The organism is Leptolyngbya sp. KIOST-1 (assembly GCF_000763385.1).
Lineage (GTDB): Bacteria > Cyanobacteriota > Cyanobacteriia > Phormidesmidales > Phormidesmidaceae > Nodosilinea.
Map to the genome: position 1 here is coordinate 693,748 of NZ_JQFA01000002.1, position 26,386 is coordinate 720,133.

Consider the following 26,386-nt stretch of genomic DNA (forward strand, 5'->3'; position numbering starts at 1 on the left):
TTAGTAGACTATTTTTTGGCGCTAGAGTTTTGTGGGAAAAACTTAAACTTATGGGCAATTCCTGAGTCAAAACCTCTCCTTTAAAGATTTAATTCTCAGGTTTTAATTACTTTGTAACAATAACGGCTGGAGCCAGGGTTTAGAGCTGACTGGGCCTCAGGGCCGGCCTGCGCTTCCAACTAGAGGCGACGGCAGTGGGTCAGGGGAGAAGTTTCTGAGCGGGCGTGTGACGGCGGTGATTTTTTAGGGGATTAGGCTGAGTCTGGGCGATCGCAAGTGTCTTTCGCCTTGGAAATGGGTATGTTGCTAGTAGGTCAAACGTCAGGCTCCCCGGCCCTGTCGCCTCAACCCCTGTCGCCTCAACTTATAGACACAGCGGGTTTGCATTCTCTCCCTCTGTCAGCGCTCTTCACTCTCGGCGGTCAACAGCTATGGCCCAAGTTCAAACCGCAGATTTTGACCCCAGCCATAGGTCAGGGGCGCTTTGGCTTTTAGGCACAGCACCAGTAACAGTCCCCCCAACCACCTCCCTGGTGGAGGTGATAGCTAATCTGGGAGACAGCTCAATTCCAGGCCACCGCTGCGTTTTGGTCGTAGACGAGCAGCGGTTGGTGGGGGTGGCCACAGACCGCGACGCGGTTCGGCTGATGATCAGCGGTTTGGATCTGACTACCCCCGTCGGTGAGACGACGCCCGACGTGTCGACGGTGATATCAATAGATGACACCCTCAAACCCCTTGAGGTTGTGGATCTGATGCGCCAGCGGCAAATTGATCATCTGCCCGTGGTTGACGGCGATGGGCAGCCGGTACGTCTGATTACGACGACCTCCCTGCAGCAGGTGCTGCTGCCGCCCCACGTGCTCAAACTGCAGCGGGCGCAGTCCCGCATGACCACCGATCTCGTCACCGTCCACCCAACCGATTCAGCCCTTGCCGTTGCCAGCCTGTTGGTGGACTATCAGCTCAGCTGTGTCACGGTGGTTGAACCCCAAGACGGCACCCTGCTGGGGCAGGTGCTGCGGCAAGATGTGCTGCGGTTTAAGGCTCGTCAGCTGGATCTAGCGCACCTGCCAGTGCAGGCAATGATGCGCGATGTAGCGTTTCGCCTGCGCCCCGACGACTCGCTCTGGCTGGCCTACCAGGAGATGAGCCAGCGCTGTTTGCCCTGCCTGATTGTAGTGGGCGAGGCAGAGCAGCCGTTGGGGATTGTGCGCCAGACCGACCTGCTCTACGGTCCCGATCTGCGAGGCTGGCAGGCCTCGTTTAGCCACCTCTGGCAAACCTTAAAACAGTCGGATAACGAGCAGGTTGAGCTGTGGAAAAGCCACAGCTCAGAGCTGGAGCGCTTGGTGCAGGGTCGCACCGAACAGCTTGAGGAGCAAGCCAAGTGCGATCGCCTGCTGACCACGCTCACCCAGCGCATCCATGAATCCCTGGATGCCCAAGAAATTCTCGCCACCACAGTGAGGGAGGTGCGGCAGCTCCTCCAGGCCGATCGCGCGCTGGTCTATCGGTTCGAAACGACCTCTCGCGGCACCATAGTTGTAGAAGCGGTGGTGCCCCCGTGGCAGTCGCTGCTGGGGCGGACCATTGAAGACACCTGCTTTGAAACGCTCTGGGCTGAGGTCTACAAGGCTGGGCATGTTCAAGTGGTAGAAAACGTTCAGCAGGCGGGGTTCAAGCCGTGCCACAGTGCGATGCTCACAGCCCTCCAGATCAGGGCTAACCTGGTGGTTCCCATCGTCTGCCACCACAAGCTCTGGGGCCTGCTGGTCATCAACCAGTGTGGCGCAGCTCGCCGCTGGCGCGATTGGGAAGTACGTCTGGTTGAGCAACTGGCGCGATCGGTGGCCATTGCCATTCACCAATCGGAGTTGTACCGACAGCTGCAGGAGGATCTAGAGGCCCGCAAACAGTACGAAGTCCACCTGCAACAGCTCAACGACCAGCTCGAACAGCGGGTGGAGGAGCGGACGGTTTCCCTGCGGCAGGTGGCCGAACAGCTGCGTCAGGAGGTGGACCAGCGCCGCAAGACCGAAAAAAACCTGGCCCAGCTGAATCAGCAGCTCCAGGCGGTGCTGAATGCCGTACCGGCCATGGTGTCCTGGGTCAGTGGGGAGGGCCTGTACCTGGGCTGTAACCACCGTTTGGCCGCCTACTTCAACCTCAGCCCCGCTGACTTCATTGGTCAGCCGCTGGGATTTTTAAATGCCATGTCACCCTTCTGCTCCTTTGCACGGGAGTTTCTGGCGGGTTGTGAAAACCTGACCAGCCGGGAGATGCAGGTTTCTATCCACGGCGCGACCAGTCACTGGCTCCTGGTGGCCCAAAAGTACGATCAGGGCAGCGCGGCGGTATTTGTCGGGCTGGATATTAGCGATCGCGAGCAGGCCAAAGCGGCGCTGAAAGCGAGCGAAGTCAAATTTCGTAGCCTGGTCGAACAAACCAACGACTGGGTGTGGGAAATCGACCAACGGTTTTACTTTAGCTACATCAACCCCCGCGCCACCGAAATCCTGGACTGCCCAGCCGATGATATTCTGGGCCATCGCTTTACCGACTTTATGGCCGCCGATGAAGCGGTGCGGTTTAACACCATTCTGGACCTCCTGATGGGGCAACGCCAGCCCTTCACCCAGATTGAAGCCACCTGCCTGCGCCCCAGCGGTGAGGCCGTCATTCTAGAAATTAGCGGTTCCCCCATTTTCACGCCCGAGGGGGAATTTATGGGCTATCGGGGGATCACCCGCGACATTACCGAGCGCAAGCAAATTGAGGTCGACATTCGTAAGGCACTAACCCGCGAAAAAGAACTCAACGATCTCAAAACTCGCTTTATCTCAATGGCGTCCCACGAGTTCCGCACCCCCCTGACCACTATTCTGGCCTCGGCCGAAACCCTGGAGCGCTACAGCCACAAGTTCACTCCCGAAAAGCAGCAGTCGGTGCTTCAGCGCATTCAAACCTCAGTGCACCACGTGATTGGCCTGCTCAACGATGTGCTCACGGTGGGCAAAGCCGACTCGGATAAGCTAGATTGCACCCTGGCCCCCATTGATGTGCAACAGGTTTGCCGCGACCTGGTGGAGGAAGTGCAACTAGCCCAAACCGCCAGCGCCAGCCCCATCGAGTTTGTCGCCGTTGGGGAACTGTTTCAGGTGCTGGCCGATGAGAAGCTGCTGCGGCATATTTTGCTCAATTTGCTCTCCAACGCGATCAAATACTCCCCTGAACTGACGCCCGTTTCGTTTACCCTGACCTGTGGGGGTGAGCAGATTGTGATGCAGGTGCGCGATCGCGGCATTGGCATTCCCGCTACCGACCATGACCAATTGTTCAGTGCCTTTCATCGGGCCAAAAACGTGGGCAATATCTCGGGCACGGGCCTGGGGTTGGTGATTGCCAAGCGGGCCGCCGAAGCTCACCACGGGCAAATTTCGTTTACTAGCGAGGTGGGCAAGGGCACCACCTTCACGGTTGTCCTGCCGCTGATGCCCTGGAATGACTCCCATCGCCCGGATGCAGGGCCGGATGACACCGAGACGGTCTTGCCCTGGGGATAGATCGCCCTGGGGCTTTCAGACCGCTAACTTTGGCGTCAATTTATCGACTCCCCCAACGGCCTGGGTACTCTTTTAAAGACTACCCCCCCGCTGTCTGGCGCTGGCCGGGCGAGCTGTTGCCAACCCGCTTCACGCCCTGGACCCAGGACCCCGTCTCACCCAAACAGTCTGACGTCTCAATGCCCCACCCCGCCACCGCCCGCTCGGTACCCCTGCCGCCGCGGGGGGCAAAACGCTCCGGCTGAAAACCTTGCTTGGCAAAGGGCCGATTGCCTGACCCACGATAGGCAATTTTCCGGTGTTAACGAGGTGAGCGTAGGCGCTACGTTTACATTGTCTTGCCCCTAGCAAATATCCCTTAAGTATCCCTAATGAAGTGGAGTGACTGATGGCTAAAATTTTGGTGATCGAAGATGAAACTGGGGTGCGCGACAGCATCATCGATATTCTCAATGCCGAAGACTTTATTGTCGACAGCGCCACCAACGGGGAAGAGGGGCTCCGCCAAATTTACGAATTCCAGCCTGATATGGTGATTTGCGATGTGATGATGCCGGTGCTCGATGGCTTTGGCGTGCTACAGCAGGTGCGCCAAAATCCTGACCTGGCCACCCTGCCCTTTGTGTTTCTGACGGCCAAGGCTGAGCGCAACGACTTTCGCAGCGGCATGGACCTGGGTGCTGACGACTACCTCACCAAGCCCTTCACCCACGACGACCTGCTGCGAATGATCCGCACTCGCCTGGAGGCCCAGGGGGCGGTCAAAGAAGAAACTCAGCAGCGGCTCAATGCCCTGCGAAGCAGCATCAGTACATCCCTGCCCCGGGAGCTAGGTGCTCCCATGCGGGAGATTCTCAGCCTGGCAACGACGCTGATCGAGCAGGCCGACTCCATGGCAACGGAGGAAGTGGTTACCCTGGCCAAGGCTATTCACCGCAACGCCCAGCGCACCACCCGCCTAACCCAGAACGTCATGCTGTTTGCCAAACTAGAGCGGCTCAGCGCCAGTTCAAGGGCGGCCGATACCTTTCAGCGGCAGCACACCGACAGTGCCGATCAGGTGATTACCGAGATGGCCCAACTCGTCGCCGCCGACTACCTGCGCGACGATGACCTGGAGATCTCCCTGGAACCGATCTCGGCCCCCATGTCTGAAGTACAGCTGCGCAAGGTCTGCGAGGAGCTGATCGACAATGCCTTTAAGTTTTCTGCCGCAGGTACCCCAGTCAAGGTGTTTGGTTCCCACAGCGATGGAGTCACGACGTTTTACATTATTGACTATGGCCAGGGGATGACCCCAGACCAGATTGCGCACCTGGGGGCTTACCTTCAGTTTGAACCCGAAGCAGAGACGACGGGCACCGGTCTCGGCCTCACTATCGCTCAGCGACTGGTCGAACTACAAGGGGGGGAAGTGCTGATTGAGAGTATTCCTGGCAAGCAGACCATCGTGCGAGTTGCCCTGCCCAACTGAACTAAGCCTCGCAGGGCCTGATCCGCTATTGCCGTCTCTAGCACGACGGCATAGTCAGGATAGCGTGCCTCCACCCTGGGTTTTCGATTCTAGCCACGGCTTGACTTCGCCGCTACGATAGTGAGTGCTCCCTAGGACATGGCCATGCGAGTCAAGCACGTTATCAACCTCCACAAGGGCACTACCGCCATCTACGTCGCGGCTTTGATGGTGGCCTACCAGAATTTTGGTCTGGGGCCGTGGGTCTACCTGGCGCTCCACAGCACCTACGGCCTACTGTGGCTGCTGAAAGATCGGCTGTACCCCGATAAGCAGTGGGAGCAGCCCATCGCCCTGGGAGCCGCTGTTTTTACCTTTGGGTTTATTGGCCTGTACTGGGTAGCACCCTTTTTGCTGATCAGTCGGGGGGTAGAGCCGCCGCTGCCGCTGGTGGCCGGAGCGATCGCCCTCAACATTCTGGGGGTTTTTCTGCACTATGCCAGCGATGCCCAGAAGTACTTCACCCTCAAGTACCAGCCGGGGCTGATTACCGAAGGGTTCTTTGCCCGCTGCCGCAATACCAACTACCTGGGCGAGATTTTGATCTATCTCTCCTTTGCCCTGCTGGCGATGCACTGGCTGCCCTTTGCCATTGTGGGGTTGGTGGCAGCCCTGGTATTTGTGCCCAACATGCGCAAAAAGGACGAGTCGCTCTCGCGCTATCCAGAGTTTGCCGACTACAGGGCGCGATCGGGGCTGCTGTTGCCACGGTTGTTCGGAGGCGTTGGCGCTGGTGCTCAGGTATCTTCCACTGCGCAACCGCAGTTGGAAGATTAATCGACCTTAGGCGCTTTGCAGCAAAGCCTGCTGGTTTTGCAAAATTTGTCTGGCGAAAGCGAGCTTGGCCTGCAGGTCGGCATCGGCGATCGCCTCTAAAAAGCGCATAAATTCCACCTGCTGCTCCAGGTTCCGAAACGGGAAAGCCTTGATAGCTAGCTCTGGCAGATTAGCGCTTACTCTCAAAAGCTCAACTCCAACCACCCGCTCATCGGCATCATAGTCGTATATCACATCGGGGGCTATTGAGTCAGACTCGACAATTTCACCCTCAGCTAAGCGGAGGTAAAGAGCATCAACGTCGGGATCGTATTCAATATTCATAGCCTGCCACGCATTCGCCTGTCGAAGTGGATCGTCACTATATGCCAGGGATCGGTAGTCCTATTGTAAACAACCTTCAAGACCCGCCTGTCGGCCTCTGGTATTGCCCGATAAGCACATTGGCAGGTGGGGTCTTCTGGGTGGGGCTCAGTCAGAGCTGGCTCTGCAAGTGTAAGAGTAACCCAAGCCCATTCAATTTTGCGCTCAGCTAGTCTCAGCTGAGCATGGTGGCTCAAGCTGTAGGAGATTTTGTCATTAGCCATTAGGGCTAGGTGGGAATGCACAACTGCCGACTTCCCCGCCAGCATACCCTAGGGTCTATGATCTAAGGGTTCATGACCCGGCTGCCCATGACTCTGTTTACTCTGCGCTCCGCTACCAAAGACTTTGGCATCAAAGAAATTCTCCGCGATGCCAGCTTTAGCCTGGATGAGGGCGACAAGGTGGGGCTGATTGGCACCAACGGCTCCGGCAAATCGACCCTGCTGAAGATGATTGCGGGGCTAGAGCCCTTCGACGGCGGCGAGTTTTGGGTCAACCCTGGGGCCAAGGTGGTCTACCTGCCCCAGCAGCCCGACTTTGAGGCCGATCGCACCGTACTGGAGCAGGTGTTTGCCGATGCGGGCGAGCAGATGGCGCTGATTCGCGAGTACGAAGACCTCTCCCACCACCTGGCCCAGGGCACGGGCAATGCCGATGCGCTGATGGCTCGCCTCTCGGCAGTAACCGAGAAAATTGCTGCGGCTGACGCCTGGGATCTGGAGACCAACGCCAAGGTGATTCTCAGCAAGCTGGGCATTGACGACTTTGACGCCAAAGTGGGCGATCTGTCGGGGGGATACCGAAAGCGGGTGGCGATCGCCGCTGCCCTGCTGGCCGACCCCGACGCCCTGCTGATGGACGAGCCCACCAACCACCTGGATGCCGAATCGGTGGAGTGGCTCCAGAGCTACCTGGCAGGTTTCCGCGGCGCACTGCTGCTGATCACCCACGATCGCTATTTTCTGGACCAGGTGACCAACCGCATTCTGGAGATCGATCGCGGCGACCTCTACAGCTACGCGGGCAACTACGCCTACTACCTGGAGAAAAAGGCCCTGGCCGAGGCCGCGGAGGCAAGTTCGCAAAAGAAACACGCCGGGGTGCTGCGCCGCGAGTTGGAATGGCTGAAGCGCGGCCCTAAGGCCCGCAGCACCAAGCAAAAGGCCCGCATCGATCGCATCGGCGACATGCAGGCCAAGGAATTTAAGCAGACCCTGGGCCGGGTGGACATTTCCACTGCCGGTCGCCGCATCGGCAAAAAGGTGATCGAGCTGGAGGATGTCTCCAAATGCTACGAAGACCGGGTTTTGTTCAAAGACTTCACCTACGCCTTTGCCCCGGACGATCGCATCGGCATCATCGGCCCCAACGGCGTCGGCAAATCGACCCTGATGAACGTGATCACCGGACGGCTGGAGCCCGATAGCGGCACCGTCGACATCGGCACGACCATCCACGTGGGCTACTTCGACCAGCACTCCGAGGACCTGTTTGCCAACCCCAGCCAGCGGGTGATCGAGTACCTGAAGGAAACCGCCGAACTGGTGACTACGGCAGACGGCAGCGTGATTACCGCCTCGCAAATGCTGGAGCGGTTTTTGTTTACCTCCAACCAGCAGTACGCCCCGCTCGAAAAGCTCTCCGGCGGCGAGCGGCGGCGGCTGTTTTTGCTGCGGGTGCTGCTGTCGGCCCCCAACCTGCTGATTCTCGACGAGCCCACCAACGACCTCGACGTACAGACCCTGGGCGTGCTGGAGGAGTACCTGGAGGAGTTCAACGGCTGCGTGATTGTGGTCTCCCACGATCGCTACTTTCTCGATCGCACCGTCAACACCATCTTTGCCTTTGAGGGCGACGGCATTCTGCGCCAGTATCCCGGCAACTACTCGGTGTATTTAGACTACAAAAAAGCCGATTTAGCCGCCGAAAGAGAAACCGAACCGCTGGCTGCCAGTAAAACCTCTGCTGCATCAACCCAGCCGGCAGCCAAGCCCGATGCAACCGCTGAGGCCAAACCCAAAAAGCTTTCCTACAAAGAAAAGCGCGAATACGAGCAGCTAGAGGCCCAAATTCCTGCCCTGGAAGCTGAAAAAGAAGCGCTGGAGAAACAGCTCTACGGCAACCCGCCCAGCGACTACGCTGAGGTCGCCAAGCTGTCTGAGCGCCTGGGCGAACTCACCACCACCATCGACACCTCCACCGAGCGCTGGCTGGAACTCGCCGAACGGATGGAGTAGCTTACGGTTTCAGGCGGTTGGGGTGCTGCCCAAGGTTTATGCCAAATCCGAATCCCATAACCCCGATTCCAAACGAGAGACTTGCTTAGGAGCACAGGCGAGGCCCAGCCAGCGCCTGTGCGGTGATTGCCCAACCTGACTGGGCTATCCAAGACAGCTTCAGTATCGACAGTCTTGCCCAGCCGCTACAACGGCAAAAGCGACGGCAGATTGCCGTCGCTTTTGCCGTCTGGGGAAGTTCCCCTGAAGGAGCAAACCCAGCAGCATGGCTGCGTTCTGCCCCACGCTACCCAGCCGACGGGAACCCTGATCTTAGCGTGGCAGTTGGGTTGAGTAGCGATCGCTCCCCAGATTAGAGAGGTCAACTATTGGCCGGGAACGGCACGGTTGCCAGGGCCTTGGTCATTGGGCGCTACTACCCCAGGCAGAGTCGTATCCTGACCCGGCTGGTTCATCATTGGCTGCTGCTGCATCGGCTGTTGCTGAGTACCCTGACCGGGGACAACGCGATTGCCAGGCCCTTGGTCATTGGGAGCCACTATCCCAGGCAGAGTCGTATCCTGGCCCGGCTGGTTCATCATCGGCTGCTGCTGGGTAGGCTGCTGCTGGGTGGGTTCCTGATCGGGGAAAGCCCGGTTCTCAGGCCCGGCATCGTTGGGTGCCACTACCCCAGGCAGGTTGGTATCCTGACCCTGTTGTTGGGTGGGACGCTGCTGCTGCTGGGTAGGCTGCTGCTGAGTGGGTTCCTGATCGGGGAAAGCCCGGTTCTCAGGGCCGGCGTCGTTGGGCGCTACTACCCCAGGCAGGCTGGTATCTTGAGGCTGGGCAGTGCGCTCGCCCGAGGCGCGGTTTTCGGCACCGTAGGCATCGAACTCAGCCATATCCGCAAGCGGAACAGCGCGGTTGTTAGGCCCTCTGTCGGTGGGAGAAAGAATCCCTCGGGTCAGGCTGTTGCTGCGGTATTCAAACCGGCTGGCAATGCCGTTTCGAGAGCCATTGGCCTCAGGTTGGAAGGTTTCTTGAGCCTGGACAGCCGTCCCAGCGGCCAGGGCCAAAGTGGCAGACAAAGAACCTAAAATAAAGCGTTTCATTACGTCTCCTTTCGTGGTCATCTCACTTGAGTGCTGGCGGCAAATTTATACCTCCAAGGAAACCCAGTTCTAAATTTGATTTCTTCTCACCCCAGAGTGGTGGAGTGCCCATCAAAATCAATTCAGTCCGGGTTTTGCCGCTTTTACTTAACTTAACGATGAATTTTACGTAGCCTATCGGTTGATAGTTGTAGATTTCTCGTGCGCAAAACGCGCCGTATGGTAGATAGAAAAGTTCCCTTGTTTTGCCCCCCAGAGCGGCGCGATCAGCTTTTTTGCTCCAGTTGTCCAGGCCAAATGCAGCGCGATAATGACGCATAAATACCTGAAGTGTTTCCCGCCTAGGCAAATAGTTTGACAGGGCCGTAGGGTGGGTCCAGCCCACCAGCACAGAATTGTCGAAGGACTGAAGGGCTTTTGAACCGCAGTAGAACTTGCGTTCCTTGGACCCGGCTGGTAGATGGGGTAGTATCGGCAGTAACGTTAGCCGTTGGGAGGGTTGGTGCCTTGTTCCATCTCTATTTTGGGGCCTTTGATATTGTCCTCTATCTGGGGGGCACCTACGCGGCGATCGCCCTCTCCAAGGCCATTTGTGACCAAATGGACGCTGCTGAAGTCGCCCAGACCACTGACACCACTGAGGTTACCCTCGCCCCCATGCAGCCCATTGCGCCCCAGTTCGTCGCCCCGGTTACAAAGCGGGAAGACGTGAGCGTCCGAGTTTCCGTCAACTAAAGCTCCCAACGCACCGATGGGCCTGAGCGGGGTGCATCCGGTTGGAGGATGAAGCCCTCTACGAGAGTTGAGACGCTCCACGTATTGCTGCCGGAGTGCGCGGATTGATGCGGCCCCAGCGCAACCTCAGGCCGACGGACTGGCCCTGGGTGTACCCCTTGTCAGCCCATCGTGCCGTGAACCTGCACCTCCGCTCTCTCCATACCGGAGGGCCCTGCGGCCTAGCGGGGGAAAGCGGGGGCTAAAACTGGCCTAAATGTTTGCCGATAACGGCAGGGTAGTGGGACAAGGGGTAAGTGTGGGGGAGGCGCTAGGCCGTTGTGCCAGCGCTAGCGCAACGGCCCTCGCTATATTGAATCTAGAGGGGGCGATCGCCCCAGTACGAGCCAATTTTGTCTTCTGGTGCTCTACTTTTTGTGTTTTATGCCAATGTAGGTTGCTGGCAAAGCACACTAGGGAGCAAACAGGGTCGATAGAATGAGGAAACAATTGGTGCGGTTTGGGCATTGGCGACGCGCATGGGCAATGGCACACCACTGGATTAACAACGGGGCTATGCTCGATTTCTTCAAATATCGAGTGGGGCAGTCGGCATGGACCAAGCTGATTGGCCGCACCCTGATCAAATGGCAGCAGGATGACTGCCTGGAAATGGGGGCTGCTCTGGCCTACTACGCCCTGTTTTCCATGTTTCCGATGATTCTGGTATCGCTGAGCGTGGTTGGCTTCCTGATTGGCCCCAACACGGTCGCCTACAATGCCGTGCTCAACTTTGCCCAGGAGACCCTACCGCCTGACGCCTTCCCCATTGTGCAGACGACGCTGATTCAGTTTCACACCGGCAGCACCAGCGCCAGCATCGTGGGCTTTGGCATTCTGCTGTTTACCTCCAGCGGCTTCTTTGGAGCGCTCAGCCGCTCTTTCGACAAAATTTGGCACACCAAGCCTCGCCACCACCGCTTCGACGGGGTGGGGGAAGTGGCGTTTATCTTTTTGTGGCGGCGGTTTCTGGCGTTTTTGCTGGTGATGGGGGCCACCAGCCTTATCTTTGTGTCGCTAATCTCCAATATTGCGATCGATACCGTTACCAAAATTCTGGAAGGGGTCCATCAGTGGGTAGTGGTGATCGGCATTGACCAGGTGCAGCTGCTGTCGTGGCTGCGGGTGGGCGTTTCCTTTGTCACGCTCACCCTGGTGGTCATGGTGCTCTACAAAACCCTGCCCAGCACCCGCGTGGGCTGGCGCGATGTGTGGCTGGGGGCGCTGTTTACCGCTGTGCTGTGGCTGATTTTGCAGCAGCTGATCAGCAATAGCGTAATTAGCCTGGGCAGCCAGTTTCGCTCCTACGGCGTGGTGGGCGGGGTGATGGTGCTGATGCTGTGGATTTACCTCACCAGCCAAATTTTCTTTCTGGGCGGCGAGCTGACCTATGTCTACGCCCATCTGTTTGGCAGCCGCAAGGGTCACAAAAAGCTGGCGGCCAAAGTAGGGAGCCGGTAGGGGCAGTTGTCCAGTTGTCATTTGACCAATGGATACCCCCAAAATCAGAGGTTACGGCCCCTGGCCTGGTGGGGGATGGGTGTTGCCCCGCCGAGGGGACAAGGGTGGTCACCAGAATGGATGACACGCCCTCCGTGGTTTAATTTATAGAGCAGATACGGAGTTGATGGCATGGCTACAGCGCAGCGTGGGGTAACAATCTGGTTTACAGGGCTGAGCGGGTCGGGTAAATCGACCATTGCTCGGGCTCTGGAGGCCGAACTGCGTCAGCGGGGCTGCCAGCTGGAGGTGCTCGACGGCGACATCGTGCGCACCAACCTGACCAAAGGCCTGGGCTTTAGTAAAGAGGACCGGGATGAGAACATTCGCCGGATTGGCTTTGTCTCTCACCTGCTGACCCGCAACGGCGTGGTGGTGCTGGTATCGGCGATTTCCCCCTATCGGGAGGCGCGGGATCAGGTGCGCGATCGCATCGACGATTTTGTTGAAGTCTTTGTCGATGCCCCCCTGGCCGTGTGCGAAGACCGCGACGTCAAAGGCCTCTACAAAAAAGCCAGGGCTGGCGAAATCAAGCAGTTCACCGGCATTGACGACCCCTACGAGCCTCCCCTCAACCCGGAGGTGCACTGCCACACTGACCAGCAAAGCGTTGAGGATAGCGTGGCCCAGGTCATCGCCAAGCTCGAAGCAATGGGTTACCTGGCAGCGGCAGCGGTAGCCTAGAGGGCGCATCTAAAGAGGGCGCATCTAATATAGAGCAGTGGGCGTCGCTGAATGCAGGTATGTTATGCCCCCCCAGCCCCCCCATCCTGATACTGCATCCTGATACTGCTAGCGAAATATTTCGCAATCCAACTTCCCTGTCCTGGCTCCTAAGATACAAGGGGGCGATGAATCCGGGTTATACGATGATGACACGTCCTACCCCCCCGCTTCCCCCCGCCGTCGGGCATGTTTCCCAAACAGGTGGGCGGGGGCCTCGCGGCGGGCGTAGCTAACCAGGTAGTCATGTACCAGCTGATAGCGATCGATGGGGATGTCGGGTAGCAAAAACACCAGGCCCGACCCCACCAGAATGTAAAGCACCAGGTCCATCTGGTCTTCCCGGTAGTCGGCCCCGCGCAGGTCGAGTTCTTCCTCCAGGTCTTCGCGGCTTTTTTGGGGGCGGTAGGGGCGGCCCTCGCGATCGATGTCGGTCAGCAGGTAGAGCACCAGTTGGGCCAGGCCAGCGTTTTCAGGGCCGCAGTCGTGGACGACGGTGCCCAGGAAGTTTTGCACCAGGGTTTCTTTGGGGTGGTTGCCCAGGGCTAGATAGGCGGCCAGGGTGGTGATTGCCTGGCGCTGGAGCTGCGCGCCCACCACCTGTAGCTCGATCGGGCGCACCTCACCAATGGCGTCGGCCAGGTCGGCCACCAGGCGATCGATCAGGGCGGTTTCGAGGTAGAAGTGGGCGTCGTCGGTGAGGCGACGAATTAGAAACTTGGCGTCGGTGGCTCTGAAGTTGCCCAGGTAGTAGCGGTAGTCGCGACTGAGAATGTCGTTGTTGAGGATGTCGAGGTCAAAGCCGCGCTCAATTTCGAGCAAGTAGTGGAGATAGTCCTCCCGCAGGGCCAGCACCACCTTCAGATAGGGGGCATTGAGACAGTCAATTAAAAAGGCGTAAAAGTCTCGCCGCTGAAATAGCTCCCCGGCCTCGACAAAAAACTCCTCAAACTGGTCAAAAATCAGCACAATCTGGCGATAGCTACGCTCGGTGAGGGCTTTAAGGCGCGCGATCAAGTCATTGGGGCCGATGGGGGCAGCCGGGGGAATGCCGTCGCCATCGGCCTCGCTCTGCTGCTGTAGGGCGCGGGCCAGGGCCTGGTTGACCTCGTCGGGCCAGTCGCGGTAGCCCCTGACCAGCACGGCTAGGGTCGATCGCCCCTCCGGGAACGATCGGTCGAGGGCGGGCATTAGTCCAGCGTAGAGAATGGAGCTTTTGCCCACCCCCGAAGGGCCATGGATGACAATCAGCGGATAGCGGGCCTGCTCCAGGCGGTAGGTGAGGGTTTCAACATCCACCAGGCGACCGGAGGCCTGAATTTCGGTCGCCATTGTAGCCTGGGGCGATGGCGCTGGTATGGCCGGGGAGTAGGCCTGGGGCTGAATTTCGCCCGCTCCAATGAAGGCCCGCAGCCGAAACTGGGTATCGACCCGGCGCAGTTTAAGCGTGACGCCAAAGGCCGCCCGGTAGTCTTTTTGTTGGTAATACTGCTGTTGCAGAGTTTGCAGAATGCTGCGGTAGAGGGGCAGATCGCTGTTGGGATCGGTGTGGGTAGCGGCGTCTTCGAGCAGGGCGATCGCCCGCTGAGGCTCGTCCTGGGCTATGTGTACGCGCCCCAGCAGATAGAAGTACCAGCCCCGCTGGTACTGGTTGGCCACCGCCAGGTCGGTGTTGGCGGCTGTCAACGCCGAGGGCAACGTCGGGGTCAACGACTCGGGAATGACCTCGGACAGGGCGGCATCGCCGTGGACAGCCCCCGCGATCGCCAGAATTTGCAGGGCCCGCTCCGCCTGGGTTTGGGCGGTGGTGGCATCGCCCCGGGCCAGGGCCACCTCCGCCAGGTAGCCGTGGTTGCGGGCCAGGCGAATGGGGTCCTGGCGGTGCAGGGTCAGCCCCTCCTCGGCGGTGCGGGCCAGGGCGGCCCAGGCCCCCAGCTTTTGCTGCACCTCCGCCAGGGCATGGATAAACTTACCCACCAACTCCGACTGCTCCAGGTGGCGAAAAATGCGCAGACAGGCCGAAAAGTGGCCCTCGGCCTTGTGCAGCATGCGATCGTACACGACCCGCTGCAGCACCGCCTGACTGCGGCAGGTCACCCCCAGGTAGAACAGCAGGACGGCCTGTTTTTGGCGGGGGGTGGGGGGTGAGGGGGTGAGGGGATGGGACGGTGGGGGGGCGTGGGTCGCTTTTTGCCAGTAGGTCAGGCTTTGCTCAAAGTGGTAGCGGGCCACGTCCAGGTCGCTGCGGCTCAAGGCGTCGCGGCCCTTGAGAAAGTCTAGGCTGGCCTTGAGTTCGCCGTCAAGGCTGGCCTGGGTTTGGGCAATATCGGCCAGGGCAAACTCCAGTTCGGTGCGCAGGGCCGACCCCTGGCTATAGTTGGAGGCCTCCCTGTGGTGGGGGCTGTCATCCCCCAGGGCCAGCATGGTGGCAAACAGATCGTTGGCGTTGACGTGCAGGGAGTGAATCAGTTCCCCCGGCGGATACTCGAAGGGAATGGGGGCGGCGGCAAAGCTCTTGAAGTCGGGGGCGTGGCGGGTGAGGCTGGCCAGGGTGCGATCGCTGACCCACAGCACCACCGGAAAGGGCAGCGCCTGGGGAAAGGCGTTGCGGCCGAGGTTGGCCGCTTTAAACACGGCGGCCAGGTTTTGCACCTGGTCCAGCCCGGTCACCATCAGGGCAAAGGAGGGATTGCCCAGGGGCTCGGCGGTCAGCGCCTGCAGCAGGGTGACAATCTGCTCGGGCAGCGATCGCTCGACCACCGGGGCGACTGTGTACAGGTGGTCCACCACCAGTCGCCGCAGGCGCGAGTAGTTGCACCGCACCAGCACCAGCGAAAAGCGGTTGGGCCGCAGGGTGATAGCCCGCTGAAGCTCCGCCAGGGCAGCCTGGTTGTGGGCCAAAATCTCGGTGGGGCTGGCGCTGCCCGGGCTGGTGCTGCTCACGGCCGGGGTTGCTGGGCCTGCCAGCTGCGGTAGCGATCGGTTTCGGCCAGCAGCGGATTGAGGCCAAACCAGCGCCCCTGGTTGTCGCGGTACTCGTACAAAAACAGGCTGCGCACCAGAATGTTGTAGTCCTCATCGCCCTGCACATCCTGACGAGAGACCGCTTGCAGGAGCAGATCCCACTCCTGCTCGCTGACCAGGCCCATCAGGCTGTCGCGCTCGTTGCGAATCACCGCCTCCAGGGTGGCGCGCAAAAAGGGCGGGTCCTGCTTACGCAGGCAGCCATCCAGCAGCCGAATCAGGTTGCGCATGTGGCCGCCGCTGACCTGACAGAGGCGATCGAGGGTGGCCATTTCGTCGAAGACCTCGCCCACCGCATCGATGCGCTGGTTCACATTGAGGTCGGGAAAGGCGCGAATCAGCACCATCTGCCGCAGCAGGGCCATGCCGGCATCGTCGGAACTGCCGCTGCGATCGCGCACGGGCACCATGGGCAGCACCAGGGGATTGGTGCCAAACCGATTTGACAACCGCACCAGATCGTTGGAAAACATCAGCTCCAGCGGAATGGTGTAGACCAGGTGGCAGTCGAGCTGCCTCAGCTGCTCCCCGCGATCGACAAAAATGTACTCCGACTGCAGCCGCCCCTGGGACCGCAGGGTGCTGTCGATGCGATCGAGGTTGTCCATGATCACCACCAGACGGTTTTTACCCTGCTGCTGGAGGCGATCGTTGGCCGGAGTCAGCAGTTCGTCGTTAATGGCGGTAATGATGCTGCGGGTGCGCGGCTCCAGGTACTGGCGCAGCTGGCTGCGCATGTCGGGGCTCTGCTTGGCCGAGGCGGTAATGCTGGCAATGCCCGCCGAAAAACTCACGTCGGAAATCTCCATCGGCGTCCGCAGAGTGTTGGCCAGGTTCTGAAACAGACTTTGCAGGTAGGTGGGCCTGGTGACAATGCCAATCCGGTCGAGGTGTTCGCTAATGTTGTGGGCAATGCTGAGCAAAATGTCCGAAATTTCTACATCGGCCATCTCCAAATCGCGGTCTGACTCAAAGTAGACCACCTCATAGCTGCGCTGGGCCAGCCGATCCTGCAGGCGAAACAGCTCCGTCGATTTGCCACAGCCAATGTGGCCGGTAAATAGCTGCGTGGTGGGTCGATTGCGGGCCAGACGGGCGATCTTGCGCTCCAGCTCCTGCACAATGTCGCCACCGCGCACGGTCGAAAAATCAATGTAGTAGCGCTTGCCCCGCAGCGGCTGGGTGGGGTCGCAGGCATCGTAAAACTGCTGTAGATCCAGCATGGGCTATTGGGCTATGGCCGTAGGGTTGCCTTCAGGGTATCGCACCGACGGCGCGGAGAAACCAACACCGAGGCCAGGATACGATTTCACAGCCCCCATCTTGCTAAATCGCTGACTTTGCCTAAGCCCCAAGCCTCAGGCAGCGGCCAACAGATTCACTAAATCGGCTTTCTTCAGCTTGGAAAGCCCTTCAATATCGCGTTTTTTGGCCATCGCCTTAAGCTGTTGCGTGTTGAGTGATTCCAGTAGGGCGCGATCGGTTATGACCTCAGGCATCGGTTCTGGAGTTAGGTAAAAAAGCTGCTCCAGGGCTTTAAGCTTTTTGCCAGCGGTGATGCGACAGCCCAGCTTAGTGATCGGTTGTAAGTTTTTCCAGTATCGACGGGGGGCATCGTCTAACCGAGCTATCAGTGAGGCCTGATTTATGCCCTTAAGAGGACTGTCTATTTGGCTAGTTAGGTAGGCGATCGCCGCAGATATTTCCTCTCGACTAGCGGTAGAAAGGTTAGTTTTAGGTGGGATTTCTTGAGCCAAAGCCCTGGTAATGCTCACTGTCTCGGGCTTATCGTCAGCAATAACACACCAGACTTCGCTTAATCCAGCCTCAGCCGCGACGGCATAGATAAATGCATTGCCAATCACCTGGTACTGATCGGGGGCTATTTCTTTAACGACTAATGGAACCCAGTTACGGCCTTCTGACCCTAGCTGACTCGCCGCAAACTGAATCAAATACTCGTGGGCTTCAGTGGGTTCACCCGGTTCGATTTCATCAAAGGGCAAACACATTAAATTGCCAATGTCTGAGCGACTCATTAGAGAAAATACTCCTTCACAAGGTTTAGATATTGCTCTCGAGCGGGCTTGAAAGCAAACGCCGCTGGCATATGCATAAAGTCAGCCCTAGATATATAGGCCATATAGGGAATAGTAATCATTCGCAGATCTTTGTGGCCTTTGCGGAACTTTGGGTAGAAGTAGGGTGTCAAATCAAACTTATTGGCATTAGCTTTGCCCTCTTTAATGATTTTGGCAACAGCTTGATGCATAAGTTGGAGTTGAGCATCAGACACTCTAAAAGCATTGTTCATGAATATGGGCAGTGCCGTTGGACCGGCATCTCCAAAACGTTGCCTTTCCGCTTGCATTTCAGGAATAAACCGAGTGATGGCCATCCCCGCATTTTGGAGAGAATGCAAGTTATCGTGCCTGGCAGGTATTAAAACAACATCTGCGGCATATATAGCTTTCTGAGCAAACACTCGCCAGTTAGGTGGCGCATCAATAAGAACATAATCATATTTACTTTGAACAGATTCTAATGCTCGGCGCAAAGCATGAAGCTTGACCTGCTGTTTTAATTTTGCTTCGTCTACGTCGCCAATTAAGTCCTCGTCTGCCAAAATTATGTCAAAGCCCAAAGGCTCCGTAAGTTTTGGGTGCTCAAACTTATAGGGAGTTATAATGTCTCCAATATTAGATTCTTTATTTTTAAGAATATCTAGAACTTTGCCTTTCAATGGTCGCAGATTAAGGGCATCGCCTAAATCGCTTTGATTTGGATCAAAATCAACAATAAGCACTCGCTTTTTGAGTAAAGCCAGTGTAGCTGCCAAATTCAAAGTTGTGGTAGTTTTGCCAACGCCACCTTTGTTGTTATAAACCGCTATCGTTAATGCTCGGCTAGGAGTTTCCAAACGTTGTTTGAGATCTTTAACTATACGTTTAACGTCCCCATCTAGGGGCAGACATGGTGTTACAGGGTGTACCACCTTACCGTGCTTTCGGAATAACTGCACGTGAAGTGAATTAGTTAATAATCCCCACTTAACAGATTTGGAGGCTGAATCTAGTAAATAATGCTTAAGTTGTAGGGCTGCTCGGCAATAATTGGGATGGGACTGGTCCCCTAAATTTTCCGATCTTCCCTTAACCTCCATATAGAGATGAGGGCTCCTAAGGCTTTCCAGAAAAATGTCTTCGCCTGTATTTTTGCGAACAGCGTGGTCAACAGCACGATTCCCGACCGGGAATTGAGGAACCATTTCTAAGTCCTCAAACCCCAATGCCTTAAGAAATGGCTGAGAAAACTTGAGTTCTACAATCGCCTCAGAGGCATCAGTAGGAAGGAACTGTAGCGTTTGCTCTAGGCTCATGGGCTTTCTGAGTGGCTTTACTCTAGTCGTACTGAAGAGGCTTAGCTACAACCGTATAGTTTGGATGGAATTCATGGAAGTTTCATATCCATGCAAAGAACCCTTACCCTCTCATTAAGGGCGAGGGTTCTCTACTACATCCGTGTATTGCTAGGGCATCCTAGTTGAGTGTGGTCAGCTAAGGCAGCTATCCCACATCATTAAATGCTTGATTCTAAACGGGTGCCAACTTCACTGACTTAACGTACCCAGAAAGTGAAAATTTCTATCACATCGGTAATCCCACTTCAATAGCCCAGTGCGATAAGATGAGCCAGGTCAGTTACTCCCTACCAACGTCATGTCTATTTCCAAAACCGAGGCCAAGCAGCTGCTGGAGCGGATGATCTTTGACGCCACCGACCCGCAGGATTGGGTGCAGGACGTGTGGGGATTGAGCCCCCTGATGGGCGACAGCGCCGCCAAGCTCCTAGAAGCGTTCTATATTCTGATTGACTGCTGCCCCGACGAGCAGCTTGACAACCTGATCAAGGGGCTTTACCGCGACCAGCTAGAGTTTTAGCTAACGCTCACTTGCGGGGCAAAACCGGTTCGGACTCAGCGACCACCGGAGTGCGATGAACAACTTCCCGTTTGTAGGTGTTAATGTCCGGAGTTTTTCTACAAATCTTTTGGACAACACTTTCTACCTGGGCTTGCCAACTCCTGGAATACGAGAAAAACTGCTTTCTGAGAGCCATAGCATTTCTTTGCTTTAGCTCATAAAAGTCTTTATCTGTCGCCAGCTTCAAAATAGCCTTTAAGTATTCTTCTACATCGTCGGGAGGAACTTCCACTGCAGCACTTTTAACCATAGAGAGCGCTGGACAAACACCAGAAGTGACAATTGGCCTGCCTACGATTACGCCCTCAGCCACAACCTTGTTGAATCCTTCAACAAAGTCTTTTGTGGTGGGCACCACTACAACGTGAGATGTTTCGTACATTTTGCGGAGCTGCTCTCGCTTGCAGTGACCATGCACGACAAACTGCTTTGCGATACCAGCTTTCAGTGCGGCCGCCTTGAGATTTTCAACTTCACCACCCGTACCGCAAACGTTAAAAATACAGTTAGGTTTGATAGCTATAAACTTTTTCGCGACTTCAAGAAGCAGATAAACACCCTTACTCGCTTCCACCCTGCCGGCATACAAAATACTAAACGCTTCAGCTTCGCTACGATACTTTTGGACTTTTATATCTTTGAGAAAGTCTTCCCTATAGGTAGGAACGAACGTTCGGATGGGACGACTTTTGCCGTCGGTTATCTTAATAATCTGATCTCTGATATCGTCAGAAACCACACAAATTTCTTCGCAACCGTACCGAAAAAACCAGCCATTAAGTTTCTGAATAATTCGCTGAACGGTAGTTGGTTGTTTGTACTTGGGCCAAAGAGTGCAGTGAATGGTGGGAACAATCTTGACGCCAAGCAGAGGGAGAATGCCCAGGAGGAAAAAGAACGTTCTGTCCTGGGTAACGATCAAGATGTCGGCTTTGAACAGAAGAGTTGAAAAAATTAGCCTTAGACCCGACCAAAACTGCCCGGCAAAGTACGCGATGCTATTTCTATAATGGTGCTTCAGAGATCTAAACTCAATTCTAAAGTCTTCATCTTTTACGAGACCTTTTTTGTCCCTTGCCGAAATTAGCCAGGTTTTTGCTTTCAACCTACTGGCAAGTTCATAGAAGTGCTGTGCATAGGTAATTGCAAAATGAGCCGGATCGTCCTGCCCGAGAACCCAGTGCATGTAAACGCTTGTAGCATCTACCGGACCTGTGGAATATAGTATTCTCAACTGTTTTGTAGAATTCATGGGGGCAATGATGCACGAGTGCTACAGAGGACTTAATGCTACTACTCACATCAACTTTAGAGGGTCAACTACACAACATTTTGGTTGGTAGCAGACTACAGACTAGCAGCATCTTGAGAAAGTTGGTGTGCGTAAAAGATAAATCAGAAAAACGTTTTGTTGATCAGACCAAGCTCCAAAGCAAAAAGGTATGGCTAAGAATACGGCCTACCGTGTTTCATAGTATACAAGGCTTAAAAATATTCCATGTACCTTTAGATAGACCCCTGAAGTTGCAGTATGCCTATTGATACTTTTCAAGGTCTGTCATTAAAACGCCTTTGAGCATCCCAAAAACAGCGGTCAAGGTCTTTAGCCCAACTTGACTTTGGGCTGGCACCGCTGGTAGTAAAACGTTTTTGGCCAGAATTGATAACTTGCCCTGGGGCCAGATCGAGAGCGTTTTAGTTACTACAGTGGTGAACTGGGGCATTCAAATCAAATCGTGGTTATATCGGACTTCTGACTTCCGATTATTAGAGTCAGAAGCCACAGAGCAGATGACCACTGCTGAAGGATGAAGGTTAGCCAACAGCAATCACTTTACAATATCTTTAATTTGAAGTAAACATTCAATGAATATTGCGGTACCAACGACTCCCGCAAAGTCCGTTGCGTCCACACACTATCCCTTGACACCGCTTTCTCACATGGTTTTTCTGCCAGTTACAGGTCTCTCCTGCGGGTTCTAGCGATCGCTACAGCTGTCCGAATCCAGATGACAGGCAGATCTCACTGTGGTGTCAGTGGCTGAGGATCGGCCTTCAAGCACAATAGCGACTGACACCGCAGAAATGACCGTGCTGCGGAGGGAAAGTACTCCGGGCTAGAAGCCCAGGCTACCCACAGCCCCCCGCGCTTTGGGCTTAGGGTTGAGCCGTACCCCTGACTACCTGCTGCCGAATGAGCTCAAACACGGCCCGGATCCCCATTGCCTCACCGCCCTCCGGGCGACCGGGTAGGGTGCGGACGTTCCAGGCCATCAGGTCGAGGTGCACCCAGGGCACCTCCGGGCGAACAAACTCCTGCAAGAACAAGGCAGCGGTAATGGCCCCCCCAAAGGAACTGTTAGAGATATTCGAGAGGTCGGCGACAGAGCTATCGAGCATGTTTCGGTAGGGCTGGTGCAGGGGCAGCTGCCACAGGGGGTCGTCTACGGCCAACCCACAGGTCAGTAGAGCCTGGGCCAGTTCGGGCTGGTTGCTAAAGCAGGCCGGTAGCTCGGTGCCCAGAGCAACGCGGGCAGCCCCGGTGAGGGTGGCAAAGTCGATCACGAGCTGGGGGCCGGGTTCTTCGCAAACGGCTTCCCAGAGGGCATCGGCTAGCACCAGGCGGCCTTCGGCGTCGGTGTTGCCCACCTCGACGGTGAGCCCCCGGCGCGAGGGCACCACATCCAGGGGGTGAAGCGCATTGCCGGCAATGCTGTTTTCTACAGCGGGGATCAGCACCCGGAGTCGCACGGGCAGCTGCAGGCCCATGATCATTTCGGCCAGGCCCAGCGCGTTGGCGGCACCGCCCATGTCTTTTTTCATCAGCTTCATACCCGTAGCGGGCTTGATATCAAGCCCGCCCGTGTCGAAGCAGACGCCTTTGCCCACCAGCGTTACCTTTGGCGCGCCGGGATCACCCCAGGTGATGTCGAGCAGGCGGGGGGCCTGGGTGTAGGCACGGCCAACGGCGTGGATCAGGGGGTAGTTTTGGGTCAGCAGATCGTCGCCGACCGTGATGCTGAGGTTGGCGTTGTGGCGATCGCAGAGGGTTTGAGCCGCCGCCGCCAGCTGTTCTGGCCCCATGTCGCCAGCTGGGGTGGTGATCAGATCCCGAACCAGGGTAATCGCAGCAACGGTGGTGTGCACGTAGGCTGCATCCGCCCCCGCTGGAGGCACCAGGTCGGCCAGGGGCGGGGTGGCCTGACGCTTGTACTGAGCAAAGCTATAGCGACCCAGGCTCCAGCCCAGCCAGAGCCTGGTGGCCAGGTCGGCGGGCCACTCGTCCGCTAGGGTGTAAGTGTGGGGCGGCAGCGCCTTGGGCAAATGGCCCAGGGCCCAGGTGTCGACGGGGTCGGGCTTGCCGACCAGCACTTTGGCGATGCTCCCATCGGTACCCGGTACCAGGCAAACGGCGTTGGGGTCGGCCTTGAACCCGGTGGCCTGGGCCCAGGGTTGGCTATCGGCGTGGTCTTTGGCGAGGTCAGTCTGGTTTACCAGGTAAATGGGAACTGGTGTGGGGTTCGGCGTTGACAACGGTTATCCTCCGGGAGTGGCACCCAAGTCAATCAGTCTATCGGAGTTTTGGTCCGGGGGTAAGCCCAAACTAACAGCTTCTGGCTCAGGGTTTGGGCAGCTGCCAGTAGCGGTAGCTGGCGTAGGCCATGGTCAGCACTCCGGCGGCGATCGCCGACTCATCCACCTCAAACTTAGGGTGGTGCAGCGGGTAGTTGACGGGGCGATCGGTAAAGCCCACCCCCAGGCGAAACATGGTGCCCGGCGCGTGCTCCAGATACAGCGAGAAGTCCTCGGCCCCCAGGGAAGGTTCATGAATGATGTGCAGGTACTCATTGCCCAGAGCTTCGCTGGCGCAGCGGGCAGTGAGTTCGGTCAGGGTGGGGTCGTTGAGCACCGAGGGCACCCCCCGACGGTAGTGGATTTCATACTTGGCCCCATAGGGCTGGCAGACCCCCGCCACAACCGACTCGATCCACTGGGGCAGGTGGTTGCGGGTGTCGGGATGGAGCGATCGCACGGTGCCCAGCAGCTTTACCGTATCGGCAATCACGTTGGGGGCGCGCCCGCCCTGAATTTGCCCAATGGTGAGCACAATTGGGTGCAGCGGGTTTTGGGTGCGGCTGATAGCCTGCTGTAGGGTCGCAACCACCTGGGAGGCAATCCAGATCGCATCGATCGCCTCGTGGGGCCGGGCTCCATGACCGGACTCCCCCACGATCACAATTTCTAAGTCATCGGCGGCGGCGGTCAGGGCCCCGTAGCGAATGCCAATAGCGCGGGCAGGCACCGAGGGGTAGGCGTGCAGCCCCAGCACCGCTGATACCCCGGTCATCACGCCGTCTTCAATCATCCAGCGGGCCCCCTGGGCGGTTTCCTCCGCTGGCTGAAACAAAAACCGCGTGGTGCCCGGCAGGGGCAGGCTCAGCTGGGCCAGCACCATAGCCGTACCCAGCCCCACGGTGGTGTGTACGTCGTGGCCACAGGCATGCATAATGCCCGTCTGATTAGAGGCAAAGGGCAACTCTACCCGCTCGGCAATGGGCAGTCCGTCCATATCGGCTCGAATGGCCAAAATCCTGTCGTCGCGCCCCCCAGGTAGCTCAGCCACTACCCCGGTTTTGCCCACCAGCTCCTGCACCCGCAGGCCGCAAGACGACAGCACCCCAGCTACGTAGGCCGCCGTTTTGTACTCCTGGCCGCTGAGTTCAGGGTGGCTGTGCAGGTGACGGCGAATTTCGATTAACCGGGGGGATATCGCCTCAACAATCGATCGGATCTGACTCAGCATGGGTTAGCAGTGGGGGTAGTGGCCATGTCTAGCCTAAAGTAGACCACGATTGATGTATAACACCACACCAACCTGCTCGGCCAGCCGTCCCCTGGCTCGGACTATTTACGCAAATGCTAACCCAGATCGGCCTGTCCCTACTTGTCGGGCGGAATAAACGGTGGGGGCTCAATCGGAGGAGGCGAGGCGGGAGGGTTACCCGGTACATCACCACTAGACGGCGGGTTGGTATTACCAGGACCGCCAGGGTTGGCTGGGCCACCAGGGTTTGGATTAGCTGGGCCACCAGGGTTTGGATTAGCTGGACCACCAGGATTCGGGTTGGCTGGACCACCAGGATTCGGGTTGGCTGGGCCACCAGGATTCGGGTTAGCCGGGCCACCAGGGTTTGGATTAGCTGGACCACCAGGATTCGGGTTAGCCGGGCCACCAGGATTCGGGTTGGCTGGGCCACCAGGATTCGGGTTAGCCGGGCCACCAGGATTCGGGTTGGCTGGGCCACCAGGATTCGGGTTAGCCGGGCCACCAGGATTCGGGTTGGCTGGACCACCAGGATTCGGGTTAGCCGGGCCACCAGGGTTTGGATTAGCTGGACCACCAGGATTCGGGTTAGCCGGACCACCAGGATTCGGGTTGGCTGGGCCACCAGGATTCGGGTTGGCCGGGCCACCAGGGTTCGGATTAGCTGGATTTCCAGGGTTCGGATTAGCTGGATTCCCAGGGTTCGGAGTGGCTGGCGCAGGGTTACTACCACCCGACACCGGGGGCTGAACCGGCTGCGATCCGACTGGATTGATGGGGGCGGTGGTACCCAGACCCTCGCCGGGAGTGAGCACTCCCCTCAAAGTAGAGACAGGGGAAACGCCAGAGCTGGCTGGGGAGAGGAGCCAGGGCTCCGCCGCAACGTTGGCACTGCTGTCTAGGCCAATGAGGGAGGGATCCAGGATGACGGCATCAGTGAAGGGGGTCTGGTCTTGCAGCGCTTCCAGGGTTTCTTCCCGCACCTGTTCCAGGACTGGACCCAGGGGAGATTCGGCGTCGGGGTTATCCAACTCCAGCCCTTCCACCAGGGGACTGGTCTGGTAGAACATGGGCAGGTCGAACTCGACCACCTGCACCTGATTGTTCTGAATCAGGGCCATCTGCCCGCCGTAGAGGGAGTATTCGGTAGCGGCACAGACTGCGGTGTCGGCGCAGCCACTGGCAGTAATGGTCATGGGCCCGCTAGGGTTGTTGGTGAGGGCCATGACAACGGTCAGGTCGTTTTCTGGAACGTAGCGCACGACCACTGCCGAGCCCTGAATGCCGGTAACGGCGCTGGGGGTCTGGATAGTGGTGCGGCCGCGCCCAGGGGGAATCAACAGCAGCACGGTGCCGTTGTTGAGCCGGAAGTTGCGGGTGTTGGGGACAAAGCGAAAGGTGGCTCGCTCACCCACTCGGGCCAGGGACCCATCGTTGAAGCGCAGGTCGGCCTGGGAGGCGGCGGCGGTCCGCAGGGCATCGCCAACAGCCAGAAAATCTGACATTCTGGCCGACCTGGGCTGGCGACCGCGGGGAATAAACTCAACGCGGTTGCGCAGTGCCTCCACATCGGCCCGAGTTAGGGTCACACTCGCCTGGGCGGGCAACCCGACCAGAACCAGCGCCACGAGGGAAACTAGCCCGGTCACCTGGGGGGCAAGGTGACGTGGACCTAGTCGGACGAGTTTGCCGATGTTCAGCATGACACAACCGCAGTAACAGCTTTTTAGGTTCTCAGCCCTGGTCGCTGGGGCCGTCGCAACGGGCGATCGCAGCGAAGCAAACAGGATGCATGGAGACCATTAGCAACACACCCCAATCGGCAGCCCACAGGGAACCTGCGTAGATCTACCAATGTCGTAATAACAGATCCGTAAGAATGTCATAAAGTTAACAAGAAACATTTTACTTCATCTTCACATTCATACTGCTCAGTAGTTGTATGTAAATATTTACACCGAACCCGCCGAGCAGTTCCGTAGGTCTGAGTCGGGTTGGCTAAGCTGA

The 26,386-nt window shown here is 57.4% G+C and carries 21 protein-coding genes; 8 read left to right on the forward strand and 13 right to left on the reverse strand.

The window, feature by feature from the left end; genetic code table 11:
- The first annotated feature begins 431 nt into the window (after nt 1-431).
- The 3 genes from NF78_RS03170 (at nt 432) to NF78_RS03180 (ending at nt 5,856) form a co-directional block, all read left to right on the forward strand.
- Nucleotides 432-3,566 carry an ATP-binding protein gene (locus NF78_RS03170; protein ID WP_052049703.1) on the forward strand — a complete coding sequence of 1,045 codons (3,135 nt, stop codon included), beginning with the start codon at nt 432-434 and terminating at the stop codon, nt 3,564-3,566.
- 388 nt (nt 3,567-3,954) lie between these two features.
- Nucleotides 3,955-5,040, forward strand: a complete 1,086-nt coding sequence (locus NF78_RS03175; protein WP_035984847.1) for a response regulator — start codon at nt 3,955-3,957, stop codon at nt 5,038-5,040.
- A gap of 144 nt (nt 5,041-5,184) precedes the next feature.
- Nucleotides 5,185-5,856 (forward strand): methyltransferase family protein, encoded by a 672-nt coding sequence (locus NF78_RS03180; protein WP_035988567.1) that lies wholly within the window; start codon nt 5,185-5,187, stop codon nt 5,854-5,856.
- 6 nt (nt 5,857-5,862) lie between these two features.
- Here the strand turns inward: NF78_RS03180 and NF78_RS27975 are convergent, their stop codons facing one another.
- Nucleotides 5,863-6,180 carry a DUF2283 domain-containing protein gene (locus NF78_RS27975; RefSeq protein WP_052049705.1) on the reverse strand — a complete coding sequence of 106 codons (318 nt, stop codon included), beginning with the start codon at nt 6,178-6,180 and terminating at the stop codon, nt 5,863-5,865.
- Nucleotides 6,177-6,488, reverse strand: a complete 312-nt coding sequence (locus NF78_RS33360) for a DUF4258 domain-containing protein (protein WP_081972485.1) — start codon at nt 6,486-6,488, stop codon at nt 6,177-6,179. The genes NF78_RS27975 and NF78_RS33360 overlap by 4 nt, the downstream gene beginning before the upstream one ends.
- Nucleotides 6,489-6,530: 42 nt before the next feature.
- Between NF78_RS33360 and NF78_RS03190 the strand changes: the two genes are divergently transcribed.
- The gene (locus tag NF78_RS03190) at nt 6,531-8,459 is read left to right on the forward strand and encodes an ABC-F family ATP-binding cassette domain-containing protein (RefSeq protein ID WP_035988570.1); all 1,929 of its coding nucleotides are present in this window, start codon (nt 6,531-6,533) and stop codon (nt 8,457-8,459) included.
- 365 nt (nt 8,460-8,824) lie between these two features.
- On the opposite strand, the gene NF78_RS03195 is transcribed toward NF78_RS03190, so the two are convergent.
- Nucleotides 8,825-9,526 carry a hypothetical protein gene (locus NF78_RS03195; RefSeq protein WP_197064753.1) on the reverse strand — a complete coding sequence of 234 codons (702 nt, stop codon included), beginning with the start codon at nt 9,524-9,526 and terminating at the stop codon, nt 8,825-8,827.
- A 46-nt stretch (nt 9,527-9,572) separates the two neighbouring features.
- Nucleotides 9,573-9,869, reverse strand: coding sequence for a hypothetical protein (locus NF78_RS30770; RefSeq protein WP_156119627.1), 297 nt, complete (start codon nt 9,867-9,869; stop codon nt 9,573-9,575).
- 188 nt (nt 9,870-10,057) lie between these two features.
- Here NF78_RS30770 and NF78_RS03200 point away from each other — a divergent pair, with 188 nt between their 5' ends.
- From NF78_RS03200 to cysC, 3 genes are all read left to right on the forward strand, one after another.
- The gene (locus tag NF78_RS03200; protein WP_035984849.1) at nt 10,058-10,285 is read left to right on the forward strand and encodes a hypothetical protein; all 228 of its coding nucleotides are present in this window, start codon (nt 10,058-10,060) and stop codon (nt 10,283-10,285) included.
- A gap of 525 nt (nt 10,286-10,810) precedes the next feature.
- Nucleotides 10,811-11,785, forward strand: coding sequence for a YihY/virulence factor BrkB family protein (locus tag NF78_RS03205; protein WP_081972486.1), 975 nt, complete (start codon nt 10,811-10,813; stop codon nt 11,783-11,785).
- A 171-nt stretch (nt 11,786-11,956) separates the two neighbouring features.
- Nucleotides 11,957-12,508, forward strand: coding sequence for an adenylyl-sulfate kinase (cysC, locus tag NF78_RS03210; RefSeq protein WP_035984850.1), 552 nt, complete (start codon nt 11,957-11,959; stop codon nt 12,506-12,508).
- 198 nt (nt 12,509-12,706) lie between these two features.
- On the opposite strand, the gene NF78_RS03215 is transcribed toward cysC, so the two are convergent.
- The 4 genes from NF78_RS03215 to NF78_RS03230 form a co-directional block, all read right to left on the reverse strand.
- The gene (locus NF78_RS03215) at nt 12,707-15,490 is read right to left on the reverse strand and encodes an ATP-binding protein (RefSeq protein WP_035984851.1); all 2,784 of its coding nucleotides are present in this window, start codon (nt 15,488-15,490) and stop codon (nt 12,707-12,709) included.
- Nucleotides 15,487-16,794 carry an AAA family ATPase gene (locus tag NF78_RS03220; protein WP_052049707.1) on the reverse strand — a complete coding sequence of 436 codons (1,308 nt, stop codon included), beginning with the start codon at nt 16,792-16,794 and terminating at the stop codon, nt 15,487-15,489. The genes NF78_RS03215 and NF78_RS03220 overlap by 4 nt, the downstream gene beginning before the upstream one ends.
- 135 nt (nt 16,795-16,929) lie before the next feature.
- The gene (locus NF78_RS03225; protein WP_035984852.1) at nt 16,930-17,610 is read right to left on the reverse strand and encodes a Rho termination factor N-terminal domain-containing protein; all 681 of its coding nucleotides are present in this window, start codon (nt 17,608-17,610) and stop codon (nt 16,930-16,932) included.
- Nucleotides 17,610-18,491 carry a ParA family protein gene (locus tag NF78_RS03230; protein WP_412768528.1) on the reverse strand — a complete coding sequence of 294 codons (882 nt, stop codon included), beginning with the start codon at nt 18,489-18,491 and terminating at the stop codon, nt 17,610-17,612. The genes NF78_RS03225 and NF78_RS03230 overlap by 1 nt, the downstream gene beginning before the upstream one ends.
- A gap of 799 nt (nt 18,492-19,290) precedes the next feature.
- On the opposite strand from NF78_RS03230, the gene NF78_RS03235 reads away from it, so the two are divergent.
- Complete coding sequence (locus NF78_RS03235; protein WP_035984854.1) at nt 19,291-19,512, forward strand: hypothetical protein; 222 nt, start codon at nt 19,291-19,293, stop codon at nt 19,510-19,512.
- Between the two features lie 7 nt (nt 19,513-19,519).
- On the opposite strand, the gene NF78_RS03240 is transcribed toward NF78_RS03235, so the two are convergent.
- The 5 genes from NF78_RS03240 to NF78_RS28920 form a co-directional block, all read right to left on the reverse strand.
- Nucleotides 19,520-20,806, reverse strand: a complete 1,287-nt coding sequence (locus NF78_RS03240; protein ID WP_072015954.1) for a glycosyltransferase family 4 protein — start codon at nt 20,804-20,806, stop codon at nt 19,520-19,522.
- A 283-nt stretch (nt 20,807-21,089) separates the two neighbouring features.
- A complete protein-coding gene (locus NF78_RS03245) occupies nt 21,090-21,278 on the reverse strand; it encodes a hypothetical protein (protein ID WP_035984855.1) in 189 nt (62 codons plus the stop codon).
- Nucleotides 21,279-21,711: 433 nt separating this feature from the next.
- Nucleotides 21,712-23,088 (reverse strand): leucyl aminopeptidase family protein, encoded by a 1,377-nt coding sequence (locus NF78_RS03250; RefSeq protein ID WP_035984856.1) that lies wholly within the window; start codon nt 23,086-23,088, stop codon nt 21,712-21,714.
- An 85-nt stretch (nt 23,089-23,173) separates the two neighbouring features.
- Complete coding sequence (locus NF78_RS03255; protein WP_035984857.1) at nt 23,174-24,358, reverse strand: M20 family metallopeptidase; 1,185 nt, start codon at nt 24,356-24,358, stop codon at nt 23,174-23,176.
- A 137-nt stretch (nt 24,359-24,495) separates the two neighbouring features.
- On the reverse strand, nt 24,496-26,007 hold the full coding sequence (locus NF78_RS28920; protein ID WP_225885213.1) for a FecR family protein: 1,512 nt from the start codon (nt 26,005-26,007) through the stop codon (nt 24,496-24,498).
- Between the last annotated feature and the right edge of the window lie 379 nt (nt 26,008-26,386).

What these genes read in the sequence shown, in the direction of transcription:
- NF78_RS30770 (WP_156119627.1), bottom strand. Translation starts at nt 9,869, where the DNA reads ATGCGTCATTATCGCGCTGCATTTGGCCTGGACAACTGGAGCAAAAAA.
- NF78_RS03245 (WP_035984855.1), bottom strand. Translation starts at nt 21,278, where the DNA reads ATGCCCCAGTTCACCACTGTAGTAACTAAAACGCTCTCGATCTGGCCC.
- NF78_RS03235 (WP_035984854.1), top strand. Translation starts at nt 19,291, where the DNA reads ATGTCTATTTCCAAAACCGAGGCCAAGCAGCTGCTGGAGCGGATGATC.
- NF78_RS03205 (WP_081972486.1), top strand. Translation starts at nt 10,811, where the DNA reads ATGGCACACCACTGGATTAACAACGGGGCTATGCTCGATTTCTTCAAA.
- NF78_RS27975 (WP_052049705.1), bottom strand. Translation starts at nt 6,180, where the DNA reads ATGAATATTGAATACGATCCCGACGTTGATGCTCTTTACCTCCGCTTA.
- NF78_RS03190 (WP_035988570.1), top strand. Translation starts at nt 6,531, where the DNA reads ATGACTCTGTTTACTCTGCGCTCCGCTACCAAAGACTTTGGCATCAAA.
- cysC (WP_035984850.1), top strand. Translation starts at nt 11,957, where the DNA reads ATGGCTACAGCGCAGCGTGGGGTAACAATCTGGTTTACAGGGCTGAGC.
- NF78_RS03255 (WP_035984857.1), bottom strand. Translation starts at nt 24,358, where the DNA reads ATGCTGAGTCAGATCCGATCGATTGTTGAGGCGATATCCCCCCGGTTA.
- NF78_RS03225 (WP_035984852.1), bottom strand. Translation starts at nt 17,610, where the DNA reads ATGAGTCGCTCAGACATTGGCAATTTAATGTGTTTGCCCTTTGATGAA.
- NF78_RS03180 (WP_035988567.1), top strand. Translation starts at nt 5,185, where the DNA reads ATGCGAGTCAAGCACGTTATCAACCTCCACAAGGGCACTACCGCCATC.
- NF78_RS03175 (WP_035984847.1), top strand. Translation starts at nt 3,955, where the DNA reads ATGGCTAAAATTTTGGTGATCGAAGATGAAACTGGGGTGCGCGACAGC.
- NF78_RS33360 (WP_081972485.1), bottom strand. Translation starts at nt 6,488, where the DNA reads ATGCTGGCGGGGAAGTCGGCAGTTGTGCATTCCCACCTAGCCCTAATG.
- NF78_RS03170 (WP_052049703.1), top strand. Translation starts at nt 432, where the DNA reads ATGGCCCAAGTTCAAACCGCAGATTTTGACCCCAGCCATAGGTCAGGG.
- NF78_RS03240 (WP_072015954.1), bottom strand. Translation starts at nt 20,806, where the DNA reads ATGAATTCTACAAAACAGTTGAGAATACTATATTCCACAGGTCCGGTA.
- NF78_RS03220 (WP_052049707.1), bottom strand. Translation starts at nt 16,794, where the DNA reads ATGCTGGATCTACAGCAGTTTTACGATGCCTGCGACCCCACCCAGCCG.